Origin of the sequence: Edaphocola flava (assembly GCF_004118155.1) — a bacterium.
Classification (GTDB): domain Bacteria; phylum Bacteroidota; class Bacteroidia; order Chitinophagales; family Chitinophagaceae; genus Edaphocola; species Edaphocola flava.
Genome location: NZ_SAIQ01000001.1, coordinates 139750 through 162835 on the forward strand (window position 1 = coordinate 139750; position 23086 = coordinate 162835).

The 23086-nt window shown below is 43.1% G+C and carries 25 protein-coding genes; 14 read left to right on the forward strand and 11 right to left on the reverse strand.

The features are described 5' to 3' along the window. The first annotated feature begins 126 nt into the window (after positions 1–126). The 6 genes from pheT (at position 127) to groL (ending at position 6319) form a co-directional block, all read left to right on the forward strand. Entirely contained in the window at positions 127–2535 is a 2409-nt protein-coding gene (pheT, locus tag EMP01_RS00635) for a phenylalanine--tRNA ligase subunit beta (RefSeq protein ID WP_129019563.1), read from the forward strand. Between the two features lie 19 nt (positions 2536–2554). Continuing rightward, positions 2555–2809 carry a hypothetical protein gene (locus EMP01_RS00640; RefSeq protein WP_129019564.1) on the forward strand — a complete coding sequence of 85 codons (255 nt, stop codon included), beginning with the start codon at positions 2555–2557 and terminating at the stop codon, positions 2807–2809. A 5-nt stretch (positions 2810–2814) separates the two neighbouring features. Next, a complete protein-coding gene (locus EMP01_RS00645; protein WP_129019565.1) occupies positions 2815–3333 on the forward strand; it encodes a DUF6452 family protein in 519 nt (172 codons plus the stop codon). Further along, positions 3333–4118: a DUF6048 family protein gene (locus EMP01_RS00650; RefSeq protein WP_129019566.1), complete on the forward strand. Its 786-nt coding sequence runs from the start codon at positions 3333–3335 to the stop codon at positions 4116–4118. Before EMP01_RS00645 ends, EMP01_RS00650 begins: the two co-directional genes overlap by 1 nt. A gap of 205 nt (positions 4119–4323) precedes the next feature. Beyond that, positions 4324–4611, forward strand: coding sequence for a co-chaperone GroES (locus tag EMP01_RS00655; RefSeq protein ID WP_129019567.1), 288 nt, complete (start codon positions 4324–4326; stop codon positions 4609–4611). A gap of 76 nt (positions 4612–4687) precedes the next feature. After that, the gene (groL, locus tag EMP01_RS00660) at positions 4688–6319 is read left to right on the forward strand and encodes a chaperonin GroEL (RefSeq protein ID WP_129019568.1); all 1632 of its coding nucleotides are present in this window, start codon (positions 4688–4690) and stop codon (positions 6317–6319) included. 55 nt (positions 6320–6374) lie between these two features. Here the strand turns inward: groL and EMP01_RS00665 are convergent, their stop codons facing one another. Continuing rightward, positions 6375–7193, reverse strand: a complete 819-nt coding sequence (locus EMP01_RS00665) for a c-type cytochrome (protein WP_161971179.1) — start codon at positions 7191–7193, stop codon at positions 6375–6377. 106 nt (positions 7194–7299) lie between these two features. Between EMP01_RS00665 and EMP01_RS00670 the strand changes: the two genes are divergently transcribed. Both EMP01_RS00670 and EMP01_RS00675 read left to right on the forward strand, forming a co-directional pair. After that, positions 7300–8550: a nucleoside permease gene (locus EMP01_RS00670; RefSeq protein WP_129019570.1), complete on the forward strand. Its 1251-nt coding sequence runs from the start codon at positions 7300–7302 to the stop codon at positions 8548–8550. A 19-nt stretch (positions 8551–8569) separates the two neighbouring features. Further along, positions 8570–9208, forward strand: a complete 639-nt coding sequence (locus EMP01_RS00675; RefSeq protein WP_129019571.1) for an HD domain-containing protein — start codon at positions 8570–8572, stop codon at positions 9206–9208. 3 nt (positions 9209–9211) lie between these two features. Here EMP01_RS00675 and EMP01_RS00680 read toward each other — a convergent pair whose 3' ends face one another. Together EMP01_RS00680 and EMP01_RS00685 are read right to left on the reverse strand one after the other, a co-directional pair. After that, on the reverse strand, positions 9212–10426 hold the full coding sequence (locus EMP01_RS00680; protein ID WP_129019572.1) for an anthranilate synthase component I family protein: 1215 nt from the start codon (positions 10424–10426) through the stop codon (positions 9212–9214). A gap of 75 nt (positions 10427–10501) precedes the next feature. Then, positions 10502–10921: a hypothetical protein gene (locus tag EMP01_RS00685; protein ID WP_129019573.1), complete on the reverse strand. Its 420-nt coding sequence runs from the start codon at positions 10919–10921 to the stop codon at positions 10502–10504. Positions 10922–11260: 339 nt separating this feature from the next. Between EMP01_RS00685 and EMP01_RS00690 the strand changes: the two genes are divergently transcribed. The 3 genes from EMP01_RS00690 (at position 11261) to EMP01_RS00700 (ending at position 14609) form a co-directional block, all read left to right on the forward strand. Further along, entirely contained in the window at positions 11261–11596 is a 336-nt protein-coding gene (locus EMP01_RS00690; protein WP_237559438.1) for a T9SS type A sorting domain-containing protein, read from the forward strand. Between the two features lie 125 nt (positions 11597–11721). Continuing rightward, positions 11722–13971: a RelA/SpoT family protein gene (locus EMP01_RS00695; protein ID WP_129019575.1), complete on the forward strand. Its 2250-nt coding sequence runs from the start codon at positions 11722–11724 to the stop codon at positions 13969–13971. 5 nt (positions 13972–13976) lie between these two features. After that, on the forward strand, positions 13977–14609 hold the full coding sequence (locus tag EMP01_RS00700) for a WbqC family protein (protein ID WP_129019576.1): 633 nt from the start codon (positions 13977–13979) through the stop codon (positions 14607–14609). A 49-nt stretch (positions 14610–14658) separates the two neighbouring features. Here EMP01_RS00700 and EMP01_RS00705 read toward each other — a convergent pair whose 3' ends face one another. Continuing rightward, positions 14659–15942 carry a hemolysin family protein gene (locus EMP01_RS00705; RefSeq protein WP_129019577.1) on the reverse strand — a complete coding sequence of 428 codons (1284 nt, stop codon included), beginning with the start codon at positions 15940–15942 and terminating at the stop codon, positions 14659–14661. Positions 15943–16101: 159 nt separating this feature from the next. Between EMP01_RS00705 and nusB the strand changes: the two genes are divergently transcribed. Together nusB and EMP01_RS00715 are read left to right on the forward strand one after the other, a co-directional pair. Further along, entirely contained in the window at positions 16102–17046 is a 945-nt protein-coding gene (gene nusB / locus EMP01_RS00710) for a transcription antitermination factor NusB (protein ID WP_129019578.1), read from the forward strand. Between the two features lie 38 nt (positions 17047–17084). After that, on the forward strand, positions 17085–17570 hold the full coding sequence (locus EMP01_RS00715; RefSeq protein ID WP_129019579.1) for a hypothetical protein: 486 nt from the start codon (positions 17085–17087) through the stop codon (positions 17568–17570). Positions 17571–17870: 300 nt separating this feature from the next. On the opposite strand, the gene EMP01_RS00720 is transcribed toward EMP01_RS00715, so the two are convergent. The 7 genes from EMP01_RS00720 to EMP01_RS00750 all read right to left on the reverse strand — a co-directional run bounded on the left by EMP01_RS00720 (position 17871) and on the right by EMP01_RS00750 (position 22165). Continuing rightward, a complete protein-coding gene (locus tag EMP01_RS00720; RefSeq protein WP_129019580.1) occupies positions 17871–19433 on the reverse strand; it encodes a M20/M25/M40 family metallo-hydrolase in 1563 nt (520 codons plus the stop codon). A 101-nt stretch (positions 19434–19534) separates the two neighbouring features. Then, positions 19535–19780, reverse strand: coding sequence for a DUF6576 domain-containing protein (locus EMP01_RS00725; protein ID WP_129019581.1), 246 nt, complete (start codon positions 19778–19780; stop codon positions 19535–19537). Between the two features lie 135 nt (positions 19781–19915). Next, complete coding sequence (locus tag EMP01_RS00730) at positions 19916–20086, reverse strand: DUF4295 domain-containing protein (protein ID WP_129019582.1); 171 nt, start codon at positions 20084–20086, stop codon at positions 19916–19918. Positions 20087–20131: 45 nt separating this feature from the next. Beyond that, a complete protein-coding gene (gene rpmG / locus EMP01_RS00735; protein WP_129019583.1) occupies positions 20132–20314 on the reverse strand; it encodes a 50S ribosomal protein L33 in 183 nt (60 codons plus the stop codon). A 32-nt stretch (positions 20315–20346) separates the two neighbouring features. After that, the gene (rpmB, locus tag EMP01_RS00740; protein WP_129019584.1) at positions 20347–20583 is read right to left on the reverse strand and encodes a 50S ribosomal protein L28; all 237 of its coding nucleotides are present in this window, start codon (positions 20581–20583) and stop codon (positions 20347–20349) included. A gap of 95 nt (positions 20584–20678) precedes the next feature. Continuing rightward, complete coding sequence (gene bshB1, locus EMP01_RS00745) at positions 20679–21413, reverse strand: bacillithiol biosynthesis deacetylase BshB1 (protein ID WP_129019585.1); 735 nt, start codon at positions 21411–21413, stop codon at positions 20679–20681. Positions 21414–21511: 98 nt separating this feature from the next. After that, entirely contained in the window at positions 21512–22165 is a 654-nt protein-coding gene (locus tag EMP01_RS00750; protein ID WP_129019586.1) for a DUF4294 domain-containing protein, read from the reverse strand. 177 nt (positions 22166–22342) lie between these two features. Here EMP01_RS00750 and upp point away from each other — a divergent pair, with 177 nt between their 5' ends. After that, complete coding sequence (gene upp, locus EMP01_RS00755) at positions 22343–22996, forward strand: uracil phosphoribosyltransferase (RefSeq protein WP_129019587.1); 654 nt, start codon at positions 22343–22345, stop codon at positions 22994–22996. The last annotated feature ends 90 nt before the right edge of the window (positions 22997–23086 follow it).

The following is a 23086-nucleotide window of genomic DNA, read 5'->3' on the forward strand; positions in this document are numbered from 1 at the left end:
ACACATTTTCGATTTTAACATCCTTTTGAATACGGTAATACCGCACTTCTGATTTAGCCGCTGTTATCTGCACGATAATTATTACCTTTGACACCTTATTATAACGCGTATTTTTTCTGAAAACATATGGAGATTTCATACAACTGGTTATCACAATATTTACCCAAACCTGTAGCAATAGACGAATTAAGCAACATCCTGACCAGTATTGGCCTGGAAGTAGAAGGAATTGAGAAAGCAGAAGCTGTAAAAGGCAGTCTTGAAGGATTGGTGATCGGCAAGGTATTAACCCGCGAGCAACATCCGAATGCAGATAAACTGAGCCTGACTACGGTAGACCTGGGTAATGGTAATATTGTACCTATTGTATGCGGAGCACCTAATGTGGCTGCCGGTCAGCATGTTGTCGTAGCTCCTGTGGGTGCTATGGTTCATCCTACAGAAGGAGAAGCCTTCCAGATCAAGAAAGCTAAGATCCGTGGAGAAGTAAGTGAGGGCATGATCTGTGCCGAAGATGAAATCGGTCTGGGTACCGGCCATGCAGGTATTATGGTATTGCCGGAAGATGCTCCTGTAGGTCAAGCTGCGGCGACATACTTCAACATTTCTGCTGCTGATCAGACGATTTCTATAGGCTTAACGCCGAACAGAACCGATGCGATGAGCCACCTGGGTGTAGCACGCGATGTATGTGCTTACCTTACTCACCACACCGGTACCTTACACGAAACCGTATACCCTGCGGTAAACATTCCGGAGACTACTGAGGTAACCTTACCGATAGCGATCAGTATTGAAGATACGGTGGCCTGTCCGAGATATATGGGCATTACCCTTTCCGGTGTTACCGTAGCTCCATCTCCGGAGTGGTTACAATTAAACTTAAAAGCAATCGGCGTACGTCCGATCAATAATATTGTCGATATCACCAACTTTGTACTGCATGAATTAGGACAGCCTTTACATGCATTTGACTACAAAGCCATCAGCGGTGCCCGCATCATTGTACAGAAGCTGGCTGAGAACACACCGTTCCTGGCACTGGATGATAAAGAGCGCAAGCTGCGCAGTGAGGATCTGGTGATCTGTGATGCAGAGAAAGGACTGTGTATTGCTGGTGTATTTGGTGGTGCTGGTTCGGGTATTACAGATGCTACTACAGATGTATTCCTGGAGAGTGCCTATTTCGATCCGAAAACGATCCGTCGTACGTCTATGCACCATGGATTGAGAACTGATGCGGCTACCCATTTCGAAAAAGGAGTAGATATGCAGATGGTTCCGGTTGCCCTGAAACGCGCGGTACAACTGATCCTGGAAATTGCCGGTGGTCAGGTTGCCGGTCCGGTACAGGACATCTACCCTGCTGTGCTGGAACCAAGAAAGATAACGGCCAGCTATAATTTCATCAATACCCTCTGCGGCAAAACATTTGCCCCGGAAGTAACTGATAATATTCTGAAAGCCTTAGGCTTTGAAAAAACGAAACAAGACGGCGATACTTTTGAAGTTATTGCCCCTACCAATAAAGCCGATGTACACCAGGCTGCTGACCTGGCAGAAGAGGTGCTGCGTATAGATGGACTGGACAATGTTCCGGTGCAGAACCAGATCTCTATGTCTTTAAATAAGCGCCCGGAGCCGGCTGACCGTAAATGGAAGGAGAAGATCGCAAATCATTTATGCCATATCGGGATGAATGAGATCATCACCAACTCTATTACCAACAGCAATTATTATCCTGAACATACTAACCTGGTAAAAATGCTGAACAACCTTTCCAGCGAACTGGACGTAATGCGTCCGGAATTGATGGAAAGCGGCCTTGAGGTGCTGTCTTACAACATCAACCGTAAGCAGCAGGACCTGATGCTGTTTGAACTGGGCAATGTATATGCGCAATCTGAAGTAGGTAAATATAGCCAAACGGCTAAGTTAGGCATATGGATTACGGGCAACAGTGCTCCGCAACACTGGCAGGGCAAGGCTGTAGCCAGCTCTATATATACTGCAAAAGGCATAGTAGCACAATTATTAGCCATCAGTGGTATACAGAAATTCCAGGAAGCAGTAACAGATCAGCAGATCGAATGGCGCCGTGGCAAAACGGTACTGGCCAAAGCGATTGCTGTTGATGCGAAACGCTTAAAAGAATTTGACATCAAACAGGCGGTATACTATATAGAGGCTGATATTAAAAACTGGGTAGAAGCTGCAGAGACCGCTAAGATCAAGTATAGTGAATTACCTAAGTTCCCGGCAATGAAACGTGACCTGGCACTGGTAATAGACAAAGCTGTAAGCTACGACCAGGTGGCTAAAATTGCACAAAGCCAGAAATGGGATGCGTACAAAGGATTTGAATTATTTGACATCTTCGAAAGTGAGAAACTGGGCGCTGATAAGAAATCTATGGCATTGAGCTTTATGTTCCAGCTGAATGACAGAACCCTTACAGACGAGGAAGTGGACGATATGATGAAAAAATTAATTCAGCAATACGAAAAAGAAATCGGAGCGACCATTCGTTTATAAAACACACGTTTAATTCGGTATGATGTTATATCAACTACAGGAGAAACTGAGTGTATTGATAAAGCAATATAATTTTGTAAAGCAACAATCAGAGCAGTTAAGCGAAAAAGTTGTTGCACTTGAAGACATTGTTGCGCTCCAGAAAGAAAGATTAAAAGAGCTGGAAGAAGAGCTGATGATTAAGAGAATGGGCGATAGTGGAGATCAGCAGGCACTCATCAAGTATATAGACAGTATTATCCGTGAAATAGATAATACTATTAAAAATCTGTAAGCATATTGAAAACAATCTTACCTGTACTGTTATGCCTTATGGCTCTGGCCTCCTGTAACCCGGACAGCCAGGAGTGTTATGTACCTAAAACGGTTACAGCCCAGATAGGATTTACCATTATTGATACCATATTTGCCAAGGATCAGCTGGGTAGAGATAGTATATATGTCAGTGTCAGGGATACCCCGCTGAACTACCCTTCTATGCTGTCTCTCGACAATGATACGGTAATCAGGTTTATGGGTGTATATAAAGGAACGCAGTTGCCGGTTATGTTCAATCCCGAAACGGATAGTATACGCTACCGCTTCCAGCCAGATTCGACACAGCAGATTTTTGATACAGTTACCTTACATTACGATCACAATTACCACTTCATCTCCAATGCATGTGGGTATACCTATTACTATAATATCAATCGTGTAAAGATTACGCATCACCTGCTGGACTCTGCTCGTATTGCCACACCTTCGGTAACACAGAGTGCACAGGACAAACATGTTATTCTTTACTTTATAGACTAATGCCAGACCATCTAATGTCCATACGTCATATCTTACTGCTGACAAGCCTGTGTACCGCAATGGGACTGCAGGCGGCCGCACAGGAGCAAAAAACAGATACCCTGACTACGGTTAAGGATACGCTGAAGGCACCTGCTATAGCGAAAGACAGCACGGCAACCGTTAAGGACAGTACTGCCGTAGGTAAGAAAAAGCGTGCACCGTTTGAGCGGCAGTTTAGGTTAGGCGTTGATATCTACCGCCCTATTGCCAGCCTGGCCTATCGCAATCGCTATGGCCTGGAACTGATGGCTGACTATACCTTCAGAGAAGATAAGTACCTGGTGCTGGAAGCCGGTTATGGCGGAGGAAACATCGACTACGATTACCTTAAATACAATACAAAAAATACGTTCATCAAACTGGGTATAGATGTATCGATGTTTGACAAACTGGACAATAAGGACTGGGACATTATTTTTGTTGGCTTCCGGTACGGACTGGGCATTGGCCAGAGAGGTCCGGCAACATTTACGGTAACCAATCCGTTTGGTGGCGCTACAGAGGATGAGACTCCGGCCAGAAACTACTGGGCACATTGGGGCGAGATTACGGCAGGCATGCGTTTCGAACTGCTGCCCCGCTTTTTTGCCGGCTGGAATGTGCGGGCAAAATTCTTCCTCAATGCCAATACATTTGACGGAGCGGTAGCGCCCAATTATATTGCAGGCTATGGAACAGGCGATAAATCAACCTCGTTTGACTTTAACTTCTACTGCGCTTATTCGATCAGGTGGTATAAATAATTAAAATAATATGTGTCAAAAAAGCACTTGTCTATCATTTCGGCAGGTGCTTTTTCGCTTTCCAGGCAGCACAAAAAGCATCCGACTGACAAAATAGGCAAATTGAGGCAATGGCAGTATTTTTGCAGGATTATGAACATCCGGCCAGTTCCGGATATTCAGCAAGAAACAATTTCAAAATTAATTTATAAAAATCCATAATTCGATGGCAAAGAAACAACAAGCAAGCATTACGCCGTTGCACGACAGAGTAATTATTAAACCAGCAGCAGCCGAAACTAAAACTGCAGGTGGAATCATCATTCCTGATACAGCAAAAGAAAAACCACAACGTGGTACCGTAATTGCTGCCGGTCCTGGTAAAAAAGACGAGCCGGTAACTGTAAAAGCCGGTGATGAGGTATTATACAGCAAATATGCAGGTACTGAAATCAACATCGATGGTGAAGAATTGTTGATCATGCGTGAAAGCGATCTGTTAGCGATCATCTAATCGCAACACCCTTTTGTAAGCACTATGCTTACAGCTTTTCATTAAATTATTATTTTAAAAAATTCCAACTGATACAATGGCAAAACAAATTTTCTTCGATATCGAAGCAAGAAATAAAATGAAGAAAGGCGTTGACATCCTGGCCGACGCAGTAAAAGTAACTTTAGGACCTAAAGGTCGTAATGTAGTGATCGAGAAAAAATTCGGTGCTCCTGCCGTAACTAAAGATGGTGTATCTGTAGCGAAAGAAATCGAGCTGGAAGATGCAATTGAAAACATGGGTGCACAAATGGTGCGTGAAGTAGCGTCTAAAACTGCAGATATCGCAGGTGACGGTACTACTACTGCTACTGTCCTGGCTCAGGCTATTATTGCTGAAGGTCTGAAAAACGTGGCTGCCGGTGCTAACCCTATGGATCTGAAACGTGGTATCGACAAAGCGGTAATTGCTATTGTAGACAACCTGAAAAAACAATCTCAGAAAGTAGGTAACGATAACAAAAAAATCGAGCAGGTTGCTACTATCTCTGCGAACAATGATAATAGAATCGGTGCCCTGATTGCGGAAGCAATGGCTAAAGTAGGTAACGAAGGTGTAATCACTGTAGAAGAATCTAAAAATACAGACACTACTGTAGAAGTAGTAGAAGGTATGCAGTTCGATCGTGGTTACCTGAACCCTTACTTCGTAACCAATACTGAAAAAATGCAGGTAGAAATGAGCAATCCTTACATCCTGATCTTCGACAAAAAGATCTCTATGATGAAGGATATCCTGTCTATCCTGGAAAAAGTGGTACAAAGCGGCCGTCCTTTACTGATCATCGCTGAAGATGTAGAAGGTGAAGCACTGTCTACTTTAGTGGTAAACAAACTGCGTGGTTCTCTGAAAATCGCTGCTGTTAAAGCTCCTGGCTTTGGCGACAGAAGAAAAGAAATGCTGCAGGATATCGCAGTATTAACCGGTGGTATCGTGATCAGTGAAGAGCAGGGTTACAAACTGGAGAATGCTGATATGAGCTTCTTAGGTTCTGCTGAGACCATCACTGTAGATAAAGATAACACTACTATCGTAGGTGGTAAAGGTAAGAAAGCAGACATCACTGCTCGCGTAAGCCAAATCAAATCTCAGCTGGCCGTAAGCACATCTGATTATGATAAAGAAAAAATGCAGGAGCGCCTGGCTAAATTAGCTGGTGGTGTAGCGGTATTATACGTAGGTGCAGCAACTGAGGTGGAAATGAAAGAGAAAAAAGACCGCGTTGATGATGCATTACATGCAACCCGTGCTGCGGTTGAAGAAGGTATCGTTCCTGGTGGTGGTACAGCATTTATCCGTGCGGTAGAAGCCCTGGAAAAAATGAAAGGTGATAACAACGACGAAACTACCGGTATCCAGATCATTCGTTCTGCACTGGAAGCTCCAATCCGTACTATCGTTTCTAACGCTGGTCTGGAAGCTTCTGTTATCGTTCAGGAAATCAAGAAAGGTAAAGCTGACTTTGGTTTCAATGCACGTACTGAGCAGTTCGAAAAATTATTATCTGCAGGGGTAATTGACCCTACTAAGGTAAGCCGCGTAGCTTTAGAAAACGCTGCTTCTATCGCAGGTATGTTACTGACTACTGAATGTGTAATCGCTGATAAACCAGAACCAAAATCTGCTACTCCGGCTATGCCAGGCGGTGGTATGGATATGGGTTATTAATCATAACATATACAACCAATATAGAAAGCGCCCCGCATGCGGGGCGCTTTCCTTTTTATAAACTGTTCAGGTAGGCAATCAGTTTGTCCATATCCTGGTCCGACAAATCGGGAAAATCTGGCATTACAGTATAACCATCTTGTTCATTTCTTTTGGGAATATCCGGGTCACCTTCCTTAATCATAGTCGTAGAACTTCTGATCCAACGTTTCAACCATTGCGCACTATGACGCTTAGACACAGCAGCTAATTTAGGCCCCACTATATTAGTACTGGCACTATGACACATTGCACAATTAGCTAGAAACAGCTCCTCACCGAAACGATTATCTAAGTCAGCTTTCATCTTCCGGTAACTAGTTTCATCATGAACAATAGTCTTTATGATCCGTTCATTTTCATACTCTTCAGTATACATAGGCATACCGCTGAGCGTATCGTAATATAAGGTAGTATGCTGTTTTAGTCCATTCTTATAGGTTGTTTCTAGCAATAATGCTTCCGGCTTATAATACGTCCGCCAAACACCTACAGGCGCTCCGTTATCATATTGCCCCATCACTTCTTTCCAGCCTTTAATGTTTATGATTGTATAAGGGCCTGTTGCACGACTTTCATTGTAGTACATAATGGTCGCTGTATCTCCATTAGGGTAAAAACGCACAGACATACCATGCAAGGAGATAGGTGCTGTATCTCTAACCTGCATATATTGGGTACGGATACCATCTCTGTACATTTCCCAGGCTAAAGTGTGGTGCAATGTGTCATAAAACTTACGTTCGGTATAACTCGTTTTTTCAAAAGACTGTGAAGACGAGGCTATAAACAATCCGAAAGCAACACTGAGTGTATACAACGTTATTTTTTTCATCTTGGAAGACATAATGCTTCACTCAAAGATAGCAAAAACACAACATTACTAATATGCTATTTATCGTACATTAGCAGTCGGTTTTTTCACCATCAGAGGTAGCAGCATGAGCATAAAATTAAAATTAACAGTCCTTAGTTTTTTCCAGTTTTTCGTATGGGGCGCCTGGTTGATCACGATTGCCAATTATTGGTTCGGCACCCGCAACTGGGATGGTACACAGTTTGGACTGATCTTTTCCACCATGGGTATTGCCTCTCTGTTCATGCCCACACTGATGGGTATTGTAGCAGATAAATGGATCAATGCCGAAAAGCTCTACGGTCTGTTGCAGCTATTATATGCCGGTACCCTTTTCTGCCTGCCTATGGTCAATGATCCCGGAACATTTTTCTGGATCATGCTGCTGGCCATGTGCTTCTATATGCCTACACTGGCTTTGTCCAATTCCATAGCCTATACACTGCTGAAGTCATCTGGAAAATTTGATGTGGTCAAAGACTTTCCGCCGATCCGTGTGTTCGGTACTGTAGGCTTTATCATTGCCATGTGGATCACCAATCTGACCGGCAATAAGGCCTCCGCTAACCAGTTCTATATTGCCGGTACTGCTGCTGCCCTGCTTGGCTTATATGCGTTTTTTCTTCCTGGCTGTCCCCCTACCAAAACCATTAAGTCTACCCAGAAATGGACCGAAATGCTTGGCCTGAACGCCTTTAAGCTCTTCGCCAATTACAAGATGGCTATGTTTTTTATCTTCTCTATGTTCCTGGGTGCAGCTTTGCAGCTGACCAATGCTTATGGAGATCTGTTTATAGATGACTTTAAAAAAGTACCGGCATATGCCGATTCTATGGTGGTCAAGTACTCTACTATTATCATGTCCATTTCGCAGATATCAGAAACCGTATTTATCCTGGCCATTCCGTTTTTCCTCAAGCGCTTCGGGATCAAACAGGTGATGCTCATCAGCATGATCGCATGGGTGCTGCGTTTCGCACTATTTGCCTTTGGCGATCCGCATGATGGTTTATGGATGATTATCTTATCTTGCATCGTTTATGGCATGGCATTTGACTTCTTCAATATTTCCGGTTCTCTGTTTGTAGAAACGAATACAGATAAGCAGATCCGCTCTTCTGCACAGGGTTTGTTTATGATGATGACCAATGGCATTGGTGCCGTATTCGGCAGCCTTACCAGCGGCTACCTTATCCAGCATTACTTTACCCTGCCGGATGGTGGTAAGATGTGGCAGGAAATATGGCTTTCCTTTGCCGCCTATGCTGCTGTTATTGCCATCCTGTTTGCCCTTTTCTTCCGGCATAAACATGAACCAGCAGCAGTAAAACGTTAATCTAAAATCTTATTACGAAATGATCGATCAGGCAATAGCATTGGTACAAAAAACACTGGAGGGCGCGGAAGCAGGCCATGACTGGTTTCACATCGAAAGGGTATGGAAGCTGAGCACGCATATTGCGCAACAGCATCCTGAAGCCAATGCTGAAGTAGTTGCACTGGGTGCTTTGTTACATGATATTGCTGATGCTAAATTCCATAACGGAGATGAGCAATTGGGGCCGCAGATTGCCTCCCAATTCCTTCAGGAACATGGCGCAACACCGGAACTGATAGACCAGGTGGTGTATATTATCCGCAATATTTCTTTTAAGAACAGAAATGAGGTAAGCCACTACCCTATTGAGTTACAGATTGTACAGGATGCAGATCGCCTGGATGCTATCGGGGCTATAGGTATTGCCCGTACCTTTAATTTCGGTGGGTATAAAAATAATCCGATGTATGATCCGAAACAGGAGCCGCGCACCGATATGAATAAAGAAGTGTATAAAAAATCTAATGGTACCACCATTAATCACTTCTATGAAAAACTGTTACTCCTGAAAGATATGATGCATACCGAAACAGCCCGAAAGCTTGCTGAAGAAAGGCATCAGCTGATGCTCACTTTTCTCGATGCATTTTATAAAGAGTGGAATGTAGCCCTGTAAGCGCTATGCTTTAAAAATTCGTTCCAGGGCAAGTGCCTTCAGCTGCACCTCTGCCCATTCCTTTTCCGGAATACTATCTATAGTCACGGCGCCACCTGTATGGTAAGACAGGCATCCCGTTTGCTCATTGTACAATAAACTACGGATCACTACATTAAAATCAAAATCACCGGCTGGCGTTATATAGCCTACTGCACCGGAATAGAGTTCTCTTTTAGAGTGTTCTGTCTCCTCGATAATCTGCATCACCATATGCTTGGGTGCTCCGGTCATACTGCCCATAGGAAAGGCATCCAGCAATACTTCTGTAATACCTGCATACTCATCCATAGTTCCTTTAATCGTAGAAACCATGGTATGTACCGTAGGAAACGTTTGCACCCCAAACAGTTCTACGGCCTCAATAGTGCCCGTCTTACTGTGTTTGGCCAGGTCATTGCGCATCAGGTCTGCAATCATTATATTCTCGGCACGCTCCTTCTCATCCGCTACCAGCTCTAATTTCAGCGCCGCATCCTCTTCAGGCGTAGCACCTCTGCGTATCGTTCCCTTCATCGGTTGTGCGATAATTGTATCGCCTTGTTTATACAGAAAACGCTCCGGGCTGCTGCTCATCAACCAATGTTTTTCTTGCCTGTACAAGCAGGAAAATGGTGCCGGGTTTTGCTGATTTAAAGTATGGTATACCTGCAATGCCGGCAAATGATCAACCTTCGCAGCAGCACCCACACAGAGATTTAATTCATAGCAATCTCCGTCAACAATATGTTGCTGCACAGACTGCACTGCAGTGATGTACTCCTCTTTCGAAAAATTGCGCACGAAATCCGTCTCCGGAATATCGGTTGGTATATGTGCTGTCTCTGCTGTAATCTGCTGCCATAGCGCTTCGGGCAGCTCCTGTTCCGATTCTATAATCAGCTCCTGGCTACCATAAGGGATGTACATTACTATACCCGGCCTGAAAAAAGAGAGAAGGTCATTATCAAAATAGGCGGGTAATGAACTTTTCAGCCTCGGGTATAACTGATTCTTAAGATCATAGTTAAGGTGACCGAATATCCAATGCTTACCAGCAGCGGCTTTCATTGATGCAGCATCAGTATACATTTCTGTAGCCTGAGCGCCGACAAGCAGCTCAAAGCGGTTATACAGTCCCTCGTAGGCATTATTATCCAGGTACGCAAAAATGCTGAATCGATTAACCCAATTCAGCATTTTCGTTTTAATATCTTTTATTGAAAAAGATGCTATGTCTATTGTGTGTTGATAACGCAACGGCAATACTTTTAATTAAAAATCATCGTCGTCAAAATCATCAAAATCATCATTCAGAAAGCCCAAGTCCTCGTCGAAGTCAAAACTGTCATCGTCATCATCTTTAGAAGATTTCTTTTTACCGGTAGACGATTTTTTAGATTTAGGCAATTCAAACTCTTCAAAATCAGGATCACTGAATTCATCCTCTTCCTTGTAGAAATCATCTTCTGTATCCTCATCCGCGTCATCATCATCGTCCTCATCGTCATTAGCTTTCTTAGTAGATTTGGAAGCAACCTTCTTTTTAGGGGTCTCATCCAGATCTTCTTCATCTAAATCATCATCGTCATCAGCCTTTTTCGCTGCAGTAGACTTCTTCACGGCAGCTTTTTTAGGTGCTGCTGCTTTCTTGGCAGTACTTTTCTTACCAGGATTAGAATTACTAGTGGTCATTTTTCAATACAATTTTTTACATTAAATCCGCAGTACAAATTTCTTTATTAGTTGCGATATTTCAAAAGCAAATTTTGCTCGTTTTCCTAAAATTACCAAATAAGAAACATAATTTTTTTTATTCCATTTAACCTTTCTGTTCTATACCAGTCTCATACTTAGTGCACAACGAAAAAGGTGCGCTTCTTATTGTTAGCATTTTGATAAAAACCAAAAATCGAGTCACTTATTTTGTTTTATCTGAATAAATAAAATATCTTTGTTACAAGACTTGAATTATATCATAAAAATATTACACTATAATATATGAAACTTCTTTATAAAATCTTTTTACTCGCTATGCTTCCTCTCGGATTTGTAGCACAAGACGTAAGCGCTCAGAATGTTGAGCAGCAGCGCACCTTAAGTGTCAGTGACCGTAAAATGACCGCATATCCAATCCCGGCTAATAATACGGTTTACTTAAAAATAAGCACCTCATTACGCAATGAAGCTAAAACAGTAGAACTGATGAATGTTATCGGTAAAACGGTTGCGGTTCAAAACGTAAGCAGCGAAGGCAGCGATATCGTTTTCGGTGGTTTAAGCCAGTTTCCGGAAGGTATCTATATCGGGGTGATGAAAAATGCCGATGGCAAAATTATTCAAACCACTAAACTAATGATTCAACATTAGTTTTCTCAATATATTTATAAACGGGAGCTGTTTACAGCTTCCGTTTTTTTTATGTAACTTAGAGACAACTAAAAACCTTCGCAAATACTATTGCGATTACCTATTTTTGACCTTTATTTATCAGTATGGCGAGTTCGATTTTATACAAGAAAATTGATGAAGAACAAGAAAAGAAATTTATTCTCCGCGAATACAGGGCTTTATTAAAAGCACTGAAGGAACGTATTAAAAAAGGAGACCGCAAACTACTGCGCAGGGCTTTTGAATTAGCCGCTGATGCGCATAAGGAAATGCGGCGTAAATCAGGGGAACCTTACATACTCCACCCCCTGGCCGTAGCGCGTATTACAGTAGAAGAAATCGGTTTGGGTGTTACTTCAGCAATCTGTGCCCTGCTACATGATGTGGTAGAGGATACAGAGATCACCCTGGACGATATCAGCCAGGAGTTTGGTAGTGTTTATGCCCGCATTATTGACGGGCTGACGAAGATCAGCAATGTGGTAGACTTCAAAAACGGAGTTTCTATGCAGGCCGAAAACTTCAGAAAGATATTACTGACCCTTGCAGAAGATCCTAGAGTAATCCTGATCAAACTGGCGGACAGGCTGCATAACATGCGCACCCTCACCAGTATGGCCAGGGATAAGCAAATGAAAATTGCTTCCGAAACCTCGTTTATCTATGCTCCGCTGGCACATAGACTGGGATTGTACGAGATCAAATCTGAACTGGAGGACCTTAGTCTGAAATACACGCAGCCGGATGTATATATTGACATTGTACGCAAGCTGAGCGAAACGAAAAATAACCGCGCCAAGTATATCCGTGAATTCATCAAACCGGTAAAGCAGGAACTGGATGATCATAATTTCAAGTTCGAAATTTATGGCCGCCCTAAAGCCGTGCATTCTATCTGGAACAAGATGAAGAATAAGAATGTTGCCTTTGAAGAGGTATTTGACCTTTTTGCCATTCGTATTATTCTCGATTCACCGAGAGAGCAGGAAAAAGAAGATTGCTGGAGGGTTTACTCCATCATCACCAATTTCTATCGCCCCAGCCCTGAACGCCTGAGGGACTGGATTTCCGTACCGAAAGGTAATGGCTATGAGGCTTTGCACACAACTGTAATGGGACCTTCGGGTAAGTGGGTAGAAGTACAGATACGTACCAAGAGGATGAATGAAATTGCGGAAAAAGGTCTGGCGGCACACTGGAAATATAAAGAAGGTACCCAAAGCGAAAGCAAGCTGGATGCTTTCCTGAAACATATCGGTGAAATCCTGAACAATTCAGAGGCGGATTCACTGGATTTCCTGCAGGATTTCAAGCTGGATCTGTTTACAGAAGAGATATATGTTTATACTCCGAAAGGAGATATGCGCGTATTGCCTAAAGGCGCTACTGCACTGGATCTGGCTTTTGATATTCACTCTGCATTAGGTGCACGTTGTATCGGGGCTAAGGTGAACTTTAAGCTGGTGCCTTTAAGTTACGTGCTGAAGAGCGGCGACCAGGTAGAGATTATTACCTCTTCAAAACAAAAGCCTTCGGAAGACTGGTTAAAATTTGTGGTTACGGGTAAATCCAAATCAAGGATCAAGTATTACCTGAGAGAAGAAAAACGTACGATTGCGGAAGATGGGAAGGCGATTCTGGAACGTAAGCTCCACTCCCTGAACCTGGAACCGAATACGCATAATATCAACGAGATCACGAACTTCTTCAAGTTCCCTTCACCGCTGGATATGTACTATGCAGTGGCGGTAAGCAGTATTGATCTTAAAATACTGAAGACCTTTACGATCAACGGTGACAAATTCTATCAGCCGGCCAAAGAGGCCATAACGCATCCGGAGCATAAGGAACAGGAAGGCGGCAAACCTTCTTTACAGAAAGGTGCTGAGCTGGTGATCTTCGGAGAGAGTTCTGATAAGATCCTGTATAAACTGGCTACCTGTTGTCAGCCGATACCGGGCGATGATGTATTTGGTTTTGTAACCTCTGGCGAAGGGCTTAAAGTACACCGTTACGACTGTCCTAATGCGCAGAGCCTGCTGGCTAATTATGCACATCGCATCGTGAAGATCAAGTGGGCCAAAAACAAGGAAATCTCTTTCCTTACCGGTATTCGTATTATCGGTCTGGATGATGTGGGTATTGTACAGGGTATTACGCATGTTATTACAACAGAGATGCGCCTCAACATCCGCTCGATCAGTATCGATTCGCAGGATGGGGTATTTGACGGTACCATTAAGGTATTCGTAAAAGATAAAGAAGAACTGGATACCCTTTGCACCAACATTGAGCGTATAGAAGGTGTACAAAAAGTATTAAGACTGGAAGCTGACTCTGCAGCAGAATCATAAATTACATGACCCAAACTGATTATTTATACAAACAGGTAGTGGCTGCGCCACTACCCTTTCCTCCTGTAAGCTGGTGGCAAGAGGCCCTGAAAGCCCCGGTGCTCATCCTGGATGTGAAAGAGCATTACCAGAAAATGTCTTATCGTAACCGCTATTACCTGGCCGATAAGAAAGGGAAATCCTTACTGAGTATTCCATTAAGCAGTGGCCGCAACCAGAAGATTCCTATGCAATCAGTGGGCATTTCCTATGCAGAACCCTGGCAGAAGGTACACTGGCGCACCATACAGACCTTACTGGGCAATGCCCCATTTTTTGAATATATCGATTACCAGCTGTTCCCTTTTTTTGAAGAGGAAACGGCCAATCTCTGTGACTGGAATATTGCGACCATACAGTGGGCCAACAGATTCCTGGGCAGTCCGCTGGAGATAAGGCTGAGCAGTGAATATATTGCAGCGTACGATGCCGACACCCTGGACATCAGGGATACCATACATCCTAAAAATATACCAGATGCGGCACAGCGACCTTATTACCAGGTGTTCTCCGAAGATGCCGGTTTCCTGCCCGATTGTTCTATCCTGGATCTTATCTGTTGCGAAGGAAAATATGCCACACACATTTTAAAGTACTAAAAAAGCGAGGACCGCAATATGCGGCCCTCGCTTTTTTTACAATGCTTTCTTACGAATGCAGTATTTTCAATTTGACGGTCTCTATACGGGTTTGTGTAGCCAGTAAGATCTCAAATTCAAATTTATTAATGATGATCCTTGTATGCTGTTTCGGAATGGTCGTATAGTTCTTAATGATGTACCCGGAGAGTGTTTCTGTGTCTTTATCATCCAGGTCAATATCATATTTTTGTTTCAGGTAATCCAGCTTCAGGCGGCCTGAAAAAAGATATTCATTTTCCGCGATCTGGCTTTCGGTGTATTCCTCAATATCATATTCATCTTTAATATCGCCGAAGATCTCTTCCAGCACATCTTCCATCGTCACAAAACCTGCGGTACCACCAAATTCATCTACCACCCAGGCAATACTCTTTCTTTCCTTGGTAAATAAGTGAATGAGATCAATCGCATTCATCGTCTGTGGAACCGTAGGAATACTATGCAGTATTTCGCGCACTCCGGATGGATTTTTACCCAATTCCAGGTGATGCACATAGCCGATAACAGAATCAATATCTTTTTCGTAAATAATGATCTTGGACAACTTGGACCGCACAAATGCATCACGTACAGACTGTGTTGGGCTACTTACATCCATAGCCAGGATCTCATTGCGCGGGATCAGGCATTTACGCACTTTTACCTGTGTCAGTTGCAATACTTTTTCGAACAGCTCCTTGTTCAGGGTATCATCATCATTATGTCCGTGTATGGAATTACGAAGGAAAAGGTTAGGATCAGCGCGTTCAAAAACGGCCTGTCTCTTATTGGTTTTGATATTAAACAGGTATTTCAGGATCACTTCTGAAAAGCTGATAAAGAAGCCTGCAATCGGATTGGTAAAACGGGTCACAAAATTGACGAATGGTGCCCAGGCAGCCATCTTGCTTTCCGGATTGCTTTCAAACCCTCTTTTGGCAATAAAACTGATGCCCAGCAGAATCAGCGATGAGGCCAGCATCCAGTCCAGGATCAGCTGGGTGTATTCAAATTCTCTCAAAACTTCCGGCAGCGTCTTCATCAGGTACCCGGACAGGTAATGCAGGGAAAGGCAAAAGCCGATCAGGGATACATAAAACCCGATAATAGTTGCCCCCCAGAAGCGCTCCGGGAACTCAAAAAAGTTGCCCAGCAAAATACCGGTACGGGTATGTTGCTTGCGTTTCAGTTCAATCGTTAATCTGTTCGCTGCGAAAAAAGCAAATTCCAGTCCGGCGAATACAATAATAAATATCAGGAAAAACAGTAAGAGAACGCTGGAAATAACGATAAAGGTTTGCATTACGGTCATACGTTATTATTTCATAAATCTTGGTCAACAAATTACATTATGCGTAAAGATAACGGATAATTTGGTATGTAGCGCGTCAAAATTATAGGTATAAAATATGAATTATCCATATTTTCAGTGATTAAATTGTACCTTTGCTCTCCATTTTTAATTTTCCCAATGATAAGTCGCAGAAATATCCGTGTTAAAGTAATGCAGGCCCTTTATGCCCTGGAATCGTTTGATGCATTTGACCTGAAAGATGCAGAAGCTCAACGTAAGAAAGGCTTACAATTGCTGACGGAAAAATTTGTTAATGCCGCTGAATTGTTCAACGTTTCGATGTTGTACCTGGCACGCATTGCACAATACGCAGAAACGGATTCCCGCCAGCGTTCTTCTAAGTACCTGCCGACAGAAGCGGATATGAATGTAAATACTAAGCTCGCAGGGAACCTTTACCTCTGGGATATGCTGGAGAATGCTACCTTCCAGGAGCGCATCAGCGAAGATAAACTGGATCAGAAGGTGGAAATGGACCGGGTTAAGAAAACGTACCAGCACCTGTGTACTACTGAAAAGTACCTGAGCTATATCCAAAATGATGACCGCACTGCCGCAGAAGATAAAGCAATGCTGTACTTTATATGGAAGGAAGAAATGGCTCACAACGAGGACTTCCAGGAGTATATGACCGATACATTTGACGGTTGGGAAGATGATAAGGATATGGTGATGATGCTGGTAGATAACTTTTTCAAAAGTCCTAAGAGCGTTAATTTCCTGCAATTTATATCCGGAGAAAAGAATGAATATGCACGCAGCCTGACGACGACCGTATTGGAAAGAGATCAGGTACTGATGGAACTTATCGAACCTAAACTGAATAACTGGGATGCGGATCGTGTAGCGACGATTGATCTTATCCTGCTGAAAATGGGCGTATGTGAATTTTTATACTTCCCTACTATCCCTACTAAAGTTACGATCAACGAGTATATCGAGATCGCTAAAAACTACAGCACCCCTCAGAGCGGACAGTTTGTAAACGGCGTACTGGATAACCTGCTGAAAGAACTGAGCCAGGAAAATAAAATCAGAAAAATCGAACGTACGAAAAACTAATTGCAGCTTTTTATATCATTTTTGCTACTTTTATGACTATGAAAATATTGACAGGAGCTAAAATACTGGGTGTTATAAGCGTTTTGCATATCGGATTTGCCTCATGTGATTCTGCACAGCAGGATGCGAACAGGGGCTCCATTATACTGGGAGATCCGGCAACTATTGTAACCGAGACAGATACTCAATTCCTGGGCGATATTGTAATGGACCTGGAAGAAAAAGAACTGGCTCCTGCCCAGCCAACGGCAAAAGATACTTTTCATAATGTAGAAATGGCCAAACAACTGGCCGCTCAGCAAAAGAAGGACTCTGCCGCAGCACTGGCAGCCAGAGAAAAGCCACAGGCCAAGGAAGAAGCTCCTAAAAAACTGAGCAGAGCAGAACAGCGGGCTCAGAAGAGAAAGGAAGAGGAAGGAAAAAGGAAGCAGGAAGAAGCCGCTCGTAAGAAAAAGCAATCCAATACCCGAAAGTCAGGCAATAAAAAGATTGCACAGAAAGAGACTACAAGGAAAAGAAGATAATAGTATATAAATAATAAAGCCCCGGTATACCGGGGCTTTATTATTTATATATCGATTGATTCTCCGCTTACAGAAAACAACGATTTACCTTTTTCCTCGAGTTCCTTTTATGGCTGTATACATCCATGGCTAAAAATCAATTTGTCGGTCGGTTCCAAACCAGACTCACTTCGCTCAGACAGTGATCGACCGAGCCAATAATTTTATTAACGCCGGATGTACAAGGCCTTTCGAGTGATCTGCATGGTACGGATCGCTTATTGTTTTTATCACAGCGATAACCAGTATATACTATTACGACTAAGGTCCTGTGCGTGTAGGCTCTTTAGGAGAAGGCCATTTTTTAGGGGTACCTGTTTTCATGTCCAGCGGCATAACAATCTGTTGTCTGCTCATCATTTCCGGCTCTTCACAGGCCATATACACCAGCATCGCAACCAGCATGGCATTATGCCTGATGTCTTCAAAAACGATCTTGTCATACGTGTCTCTCTGTGTATGCCAGGTATAATCGCGGTAATGCCAGTTCTTGGCAGAAAGGTAAAACGCCGGAATGCCGGAAGAGACAAAAGAAACATTATCCGAACCACCATTGTCCGGTGCGCCCGGGTACTTCATAGCTAACTCCTTTTTAAACGTTTCCGGAATGTAGTTAAGCCATTTATCAAAACAGGCATATGCATTCAGAAAGCCTTGCGTATTGATCTCTGCAATACGGGCCGTTCCATTATCCTGATTCAGCACAAGGCTTATCTTGTCCTGCAGCTCCGGATGATCCTTGACAAAAGAGGCTGAGCCATTCAGTCCCTGCTCTTCCCCACCCCAGTGACCTACCAGAATGGTACGTTTAGGATTAGGGTAAACTTTTTTCAAAATGCGCATAGCTTCCATCATAGTCAGGACACCTGTTCCATTATCGGTAGCGCCTGTACCGGCATCCCAGGAGTCCAGGTGGGCCGATAACACAACATACTGATCCGGATGTTCTGTGCCCTTCATTTCTGCAATGGTATTGTAAGTCGGCACATCTTCCCCGAAAGAAGATTCTGTAGTGATCTGCAGTTCCGGTACGGTACCGTAAGTAAGATAGCGGTACAGTAAATTATAATCTTCCAGCCCCAGCTCTACAGAAGGTATTTTCTTTGTTCTGGCAGAGAATACCCTTGTTACGCCCCAGCCTCCAGACCATGTATTGGCTATAATACCGGCAGCACCAGCGGCTTCCAGCTGCACCGGTAAGGTACGGGATGTAAAGCCTGTCTTTTTAATACGGTTCTGCCAGTTGCTGGTTAAAACACGTTGTGCATTTTTAAAACTGTCATAACGTTCAGCACTTACATTGGCCTGCCAGCTATCATCCGGCCGGCCTGATAATTGTGGTTGTGAGATCATCACCAGCTTACCTTTGGCCTCTTTACGCATCCACTGGTCGTACGATGCGGAGTCGGACAGGTCGGGCAAGGCGATAACTTTGGCTTTGAGCGCTTTATTACCTGTCGATGGTGACCAGGCCATTTGTGTACCTTCCAGGTTGATCCTGCGGGGATACAGCATATCGATATGGCTGATACCCCTCTGCCAGGAGCGCCAGGTACCCCATTGTTCATTACGGGCATCGATACCAAAACTGAGGTAGGAATTCTTGACAAAAAAATGAGCTCTTTCCATTTCCCGGGTTCCGATCAGTCTTGGCCCTATTACATCCAGGAACTGATGCGCTCTTTCTTCCAGGCTTTTGTCAGTAGTGCCTTCCTGCCATATGGCATTGATTACAGACTGGTGGGGATTGGTTTGCTGGGCATGCAAAGTAGTAGTGCATATTCCTGCTGTAGCGAGGAATATGAAGTGGTATAATTTTCTCATCAGTAATTTAATATTGCAAGCAATAAAAATAAACAATTTGGGAGAGAAACTAAAGTGTACCGCATTAAAAAAGACAGGAGTATCCTGCCTGAGTAGTTTTTTTATCGCGAAAGTTGTTTTAATCGTTCCTTCTCCTTTGCGGAAAGGCTGTCTATGCCGTTACGATTAATCTTCTCCAGCAGGTGATCCAGTTCCTGGGCCTTCCGCTGCCGGTCAATATTATAATGATCGTCGATCGTCATACGTTGCTGTTCACCTTTGGTAAAGGTGTTGCGTTTCGTGCGTCTGCTGCGCACGAACCATATAACTAATGCTACCAGTAAGAGTATAGCAAACAATGATTCCATAGATGCAATATACAAAAAAACATACCAGGGAAAGACCCGGGTATGATCAATATTTTGCGAAAAATTTGGTGCAGCATAGAATTATACTGCACCAAACCAATATGTTATAAGACACCGTATAGCCGGTAATGCTAATTATTTTTTAGCAAAGTAATCGCTCACTTTATCTTTGTGAATGATTGCTTCTTTAAAAGTATAAGCACCTGATTTAGGACTGCGAACAGCTTTAATTACTTTAGTGTAATTTTTCGCATCCAGGTTAGCGTTAGGATCTTTCTTAATCGCGGTTTTCGCTGCTTTTGCCATTTTAATACGTTTTTAAGAATGATAGTAACCTATCAAACAAAATTATTATTTAATTTCTTTGTGTACAGTTACTTTTTTAAGAATCGGGTTGTATTTTTTCAACTCGATACGCTCAGGCGTATTTTTCTTATTCTTAACTGTGATATAACGACTTGTTCCCGCCATTCCAGAATTCTTATGCTCTGTGCACTCTAAAATAACCTGAACACGATTGCCTTTCTTAGCCATCTCAGTAAATATTTTTAAATTTTAATACTAAATTAGATTTCTACACCCTTAGCACGCAGATCTTTCACTACTGCTAAAAGTCCTTTTTTGTTAATTGTACGGATTGCATCAGATGATACTTTCAGCGTCACCCAACGATCCTCTTCTACTAAAAAGAAACGCTTAGTTTGCAAATTAGGCAAAAAACGACGTTTAGCTTTCTTGTTAGAGAAAGATACTTTGTGACCTGTAATAGGCTTTTTTCCGGTTACCTGACATACACGTGCCATATCTTACGAATATTTATTTTTTTGGACTGCAAAGGTGCGACTTTTATTTCACCCAGCCAAATTTTTTAAGAAAAAATATTAATTAATTTATGCTTTTAAGCGATCTCAGGATACAAAAGCTGGTCCAGATCAGCGATTCCGAGGTTTGTCTCGGAAATAAATCCCTCACCGTAGGTTGTCCCGATCCGTTTGCCCAGCAAAGCTGCTCTTTCTTTTATTTTATCCAGGAACTTTTCGGAAGAGATATAGGTTACAGGTGCACCATCGTCATCTTTGCTAAAGAATTGAGTACCATAGCATTTAACCGATTCCATTTTAGCTTCCATGCTCTCCGTAACATCTACAATAAAGGATGGTTCCAGGAAGCGGTCCTGTATATAATGGAATACTCGCTTGGGTCTCCAGGCTGCCTGTGGCTGTCCCTCCCAGGCTGTTTCGATCTTAATCAGTCCACTGAGAAAGGCTGCATCGCGGATCAGTGTCGCAGCACGTCCATGATCGGGATGACGGTCAGATGGTGCATTGGCCAGGATAATATCCGGCTGGTGCAGACGGATCACCTGTACCAGTTTCAGAACATTTTCACGGTTGTGCTGAAAAAAGCCATCTTCCATTTGCAGATTATGACGCTGTGCGATACCCAGCACTTTCGATGCCGCGGCTGCTTCTGCATAACGGGTATCTACCGTACCACGGGAACCCAGTTCACCTTCTGTAAGATCTACAATTGCGACCTGATGCCCTTTACGGACATGATTATATAAAGTGCCTGCACAACCCAGTTCCACATCATCGGGATGGGCGCCAATGGCCATTACATGAATTTTCATGACGCAAAAATACGGTTAATTCATTATGTTGTACCTACAATGATTTAGTCGATAACAAAACATTAATGAATTAACCGTCAATAAGTTACTTTGAGCGACTATTTGGTTTTCATCTTCCGGATCTGTACTCCCGGAACCTGATTATAATAGTATTTGGATTCTATTTCCTGAACAATCGTTTCGATCTCCCGGTCGCGGTTATAAGGATCGTACTGCTCTTTAAGGTTATTATCGAAAAAGTAAGCGGCAGTCTGAGACAGGCGTGCATTCAGGCCTCCTTTCATCTCTTTAATAATGGAATAACAGTCTTTGCCGGTCTGCCGGTTGATGAGTTTTACCAATATAACCCCTTGAGTAGTAGACATATTCTTCAGCGGGTCTTTAAATTTGGCATTCAGCTGACTTTCTACCGCCCGGAGGTATTTTTTACGGTCTCTGCGGCCGTCTGCCTTCATCATTTCGACATCTACATCGTTCAGTATTTTGGCGGCGGCTATGGCATAGGGCCATACCGTCATTACATTATACCTGAGCCGGGCCATACGGTCTCTCTTGTTCTGATCCAGGTAAGTAGCCAGGGTCTGCACCTCTTCCAGGTAAAAATGGGGTAAAGTATCGCTACCCAGCACCACGCCATAAGTGATGATGGTATCGTTCACTCCACTCTTTTGCTGCGCCGCAGCGCGGAAGGAGCAACCCAGCATAAGCAGTACAGAACAGCATATGCCGGTTATTTTATATTGTGTGGTCATAGTACTCAGACTTAAAATGATCGTACATGATTACCTGTACGCAGATTGTATTGTAAAGTTATTAGAATATTTCTTTTCTGCAAGGTTTAAGCGGCCAAAGATATAACAGGAGCTTAATTTGCATAACTAGTGATAATTCCATATTTTGCAATTCAATATATAAAGGAAATCGGCTCAATGATCACGAACTTAAGTCTTCAGAACTCCCTACTCTCTCAATGGTTGCATGAGATCAGGTCTGTTAGTAAACAGGTCGATCGTATGCGTTTCCGGAGAAATACTGAGCGTATAGGGGAAATAATTGCTTATGAGATCAGCAAAGTGCTGGACTATAACCATACGGATACGACTACCCCTCTGGGTAATAAACCGGTACAGACCATTTCGGAGCAGCCGGTACTGGCTACTATATTAAGAGCCGGGGTACCACTGCATCAGGGTTTGCTTAATTATTTTGACCATGCAGACAGTGCATTTATTGCTGCATACCGTAAGCACAATAAGATTGACGGTACATTCGAAATTGAGCAGCATTATGTTACCTGCCCTGACCTGGACGGCAAGACCCTTATCATTGCAGACCCTATGCTGGCAACCGGCGCTTCGCTCATCCTGGCTATAGAAGGTCTCCTGGAATTCGGGCAACCGAAAAGCATCCATATTGCCAATGTAATTTCCTGCACGGAAGGTATAGAAAATGTTCTGAGAAAATTCCCTGAAGCCCATATCTGGACAGGCGATATCGATGATGAGCTTACGGCAAAAGGGTACATCGTTCCCGGTCTAGGAGATGCAGGTGATTTGTGCTTTGGAAGTAAACTTCAATTTTAAAAAGCAGTAAAATATTTTTCTATATAATCGCTAGGAAAATAAAAGAAAAAGTTATAGTATTGTGAAGAAATTCCCGTATTTTTAGGGAAC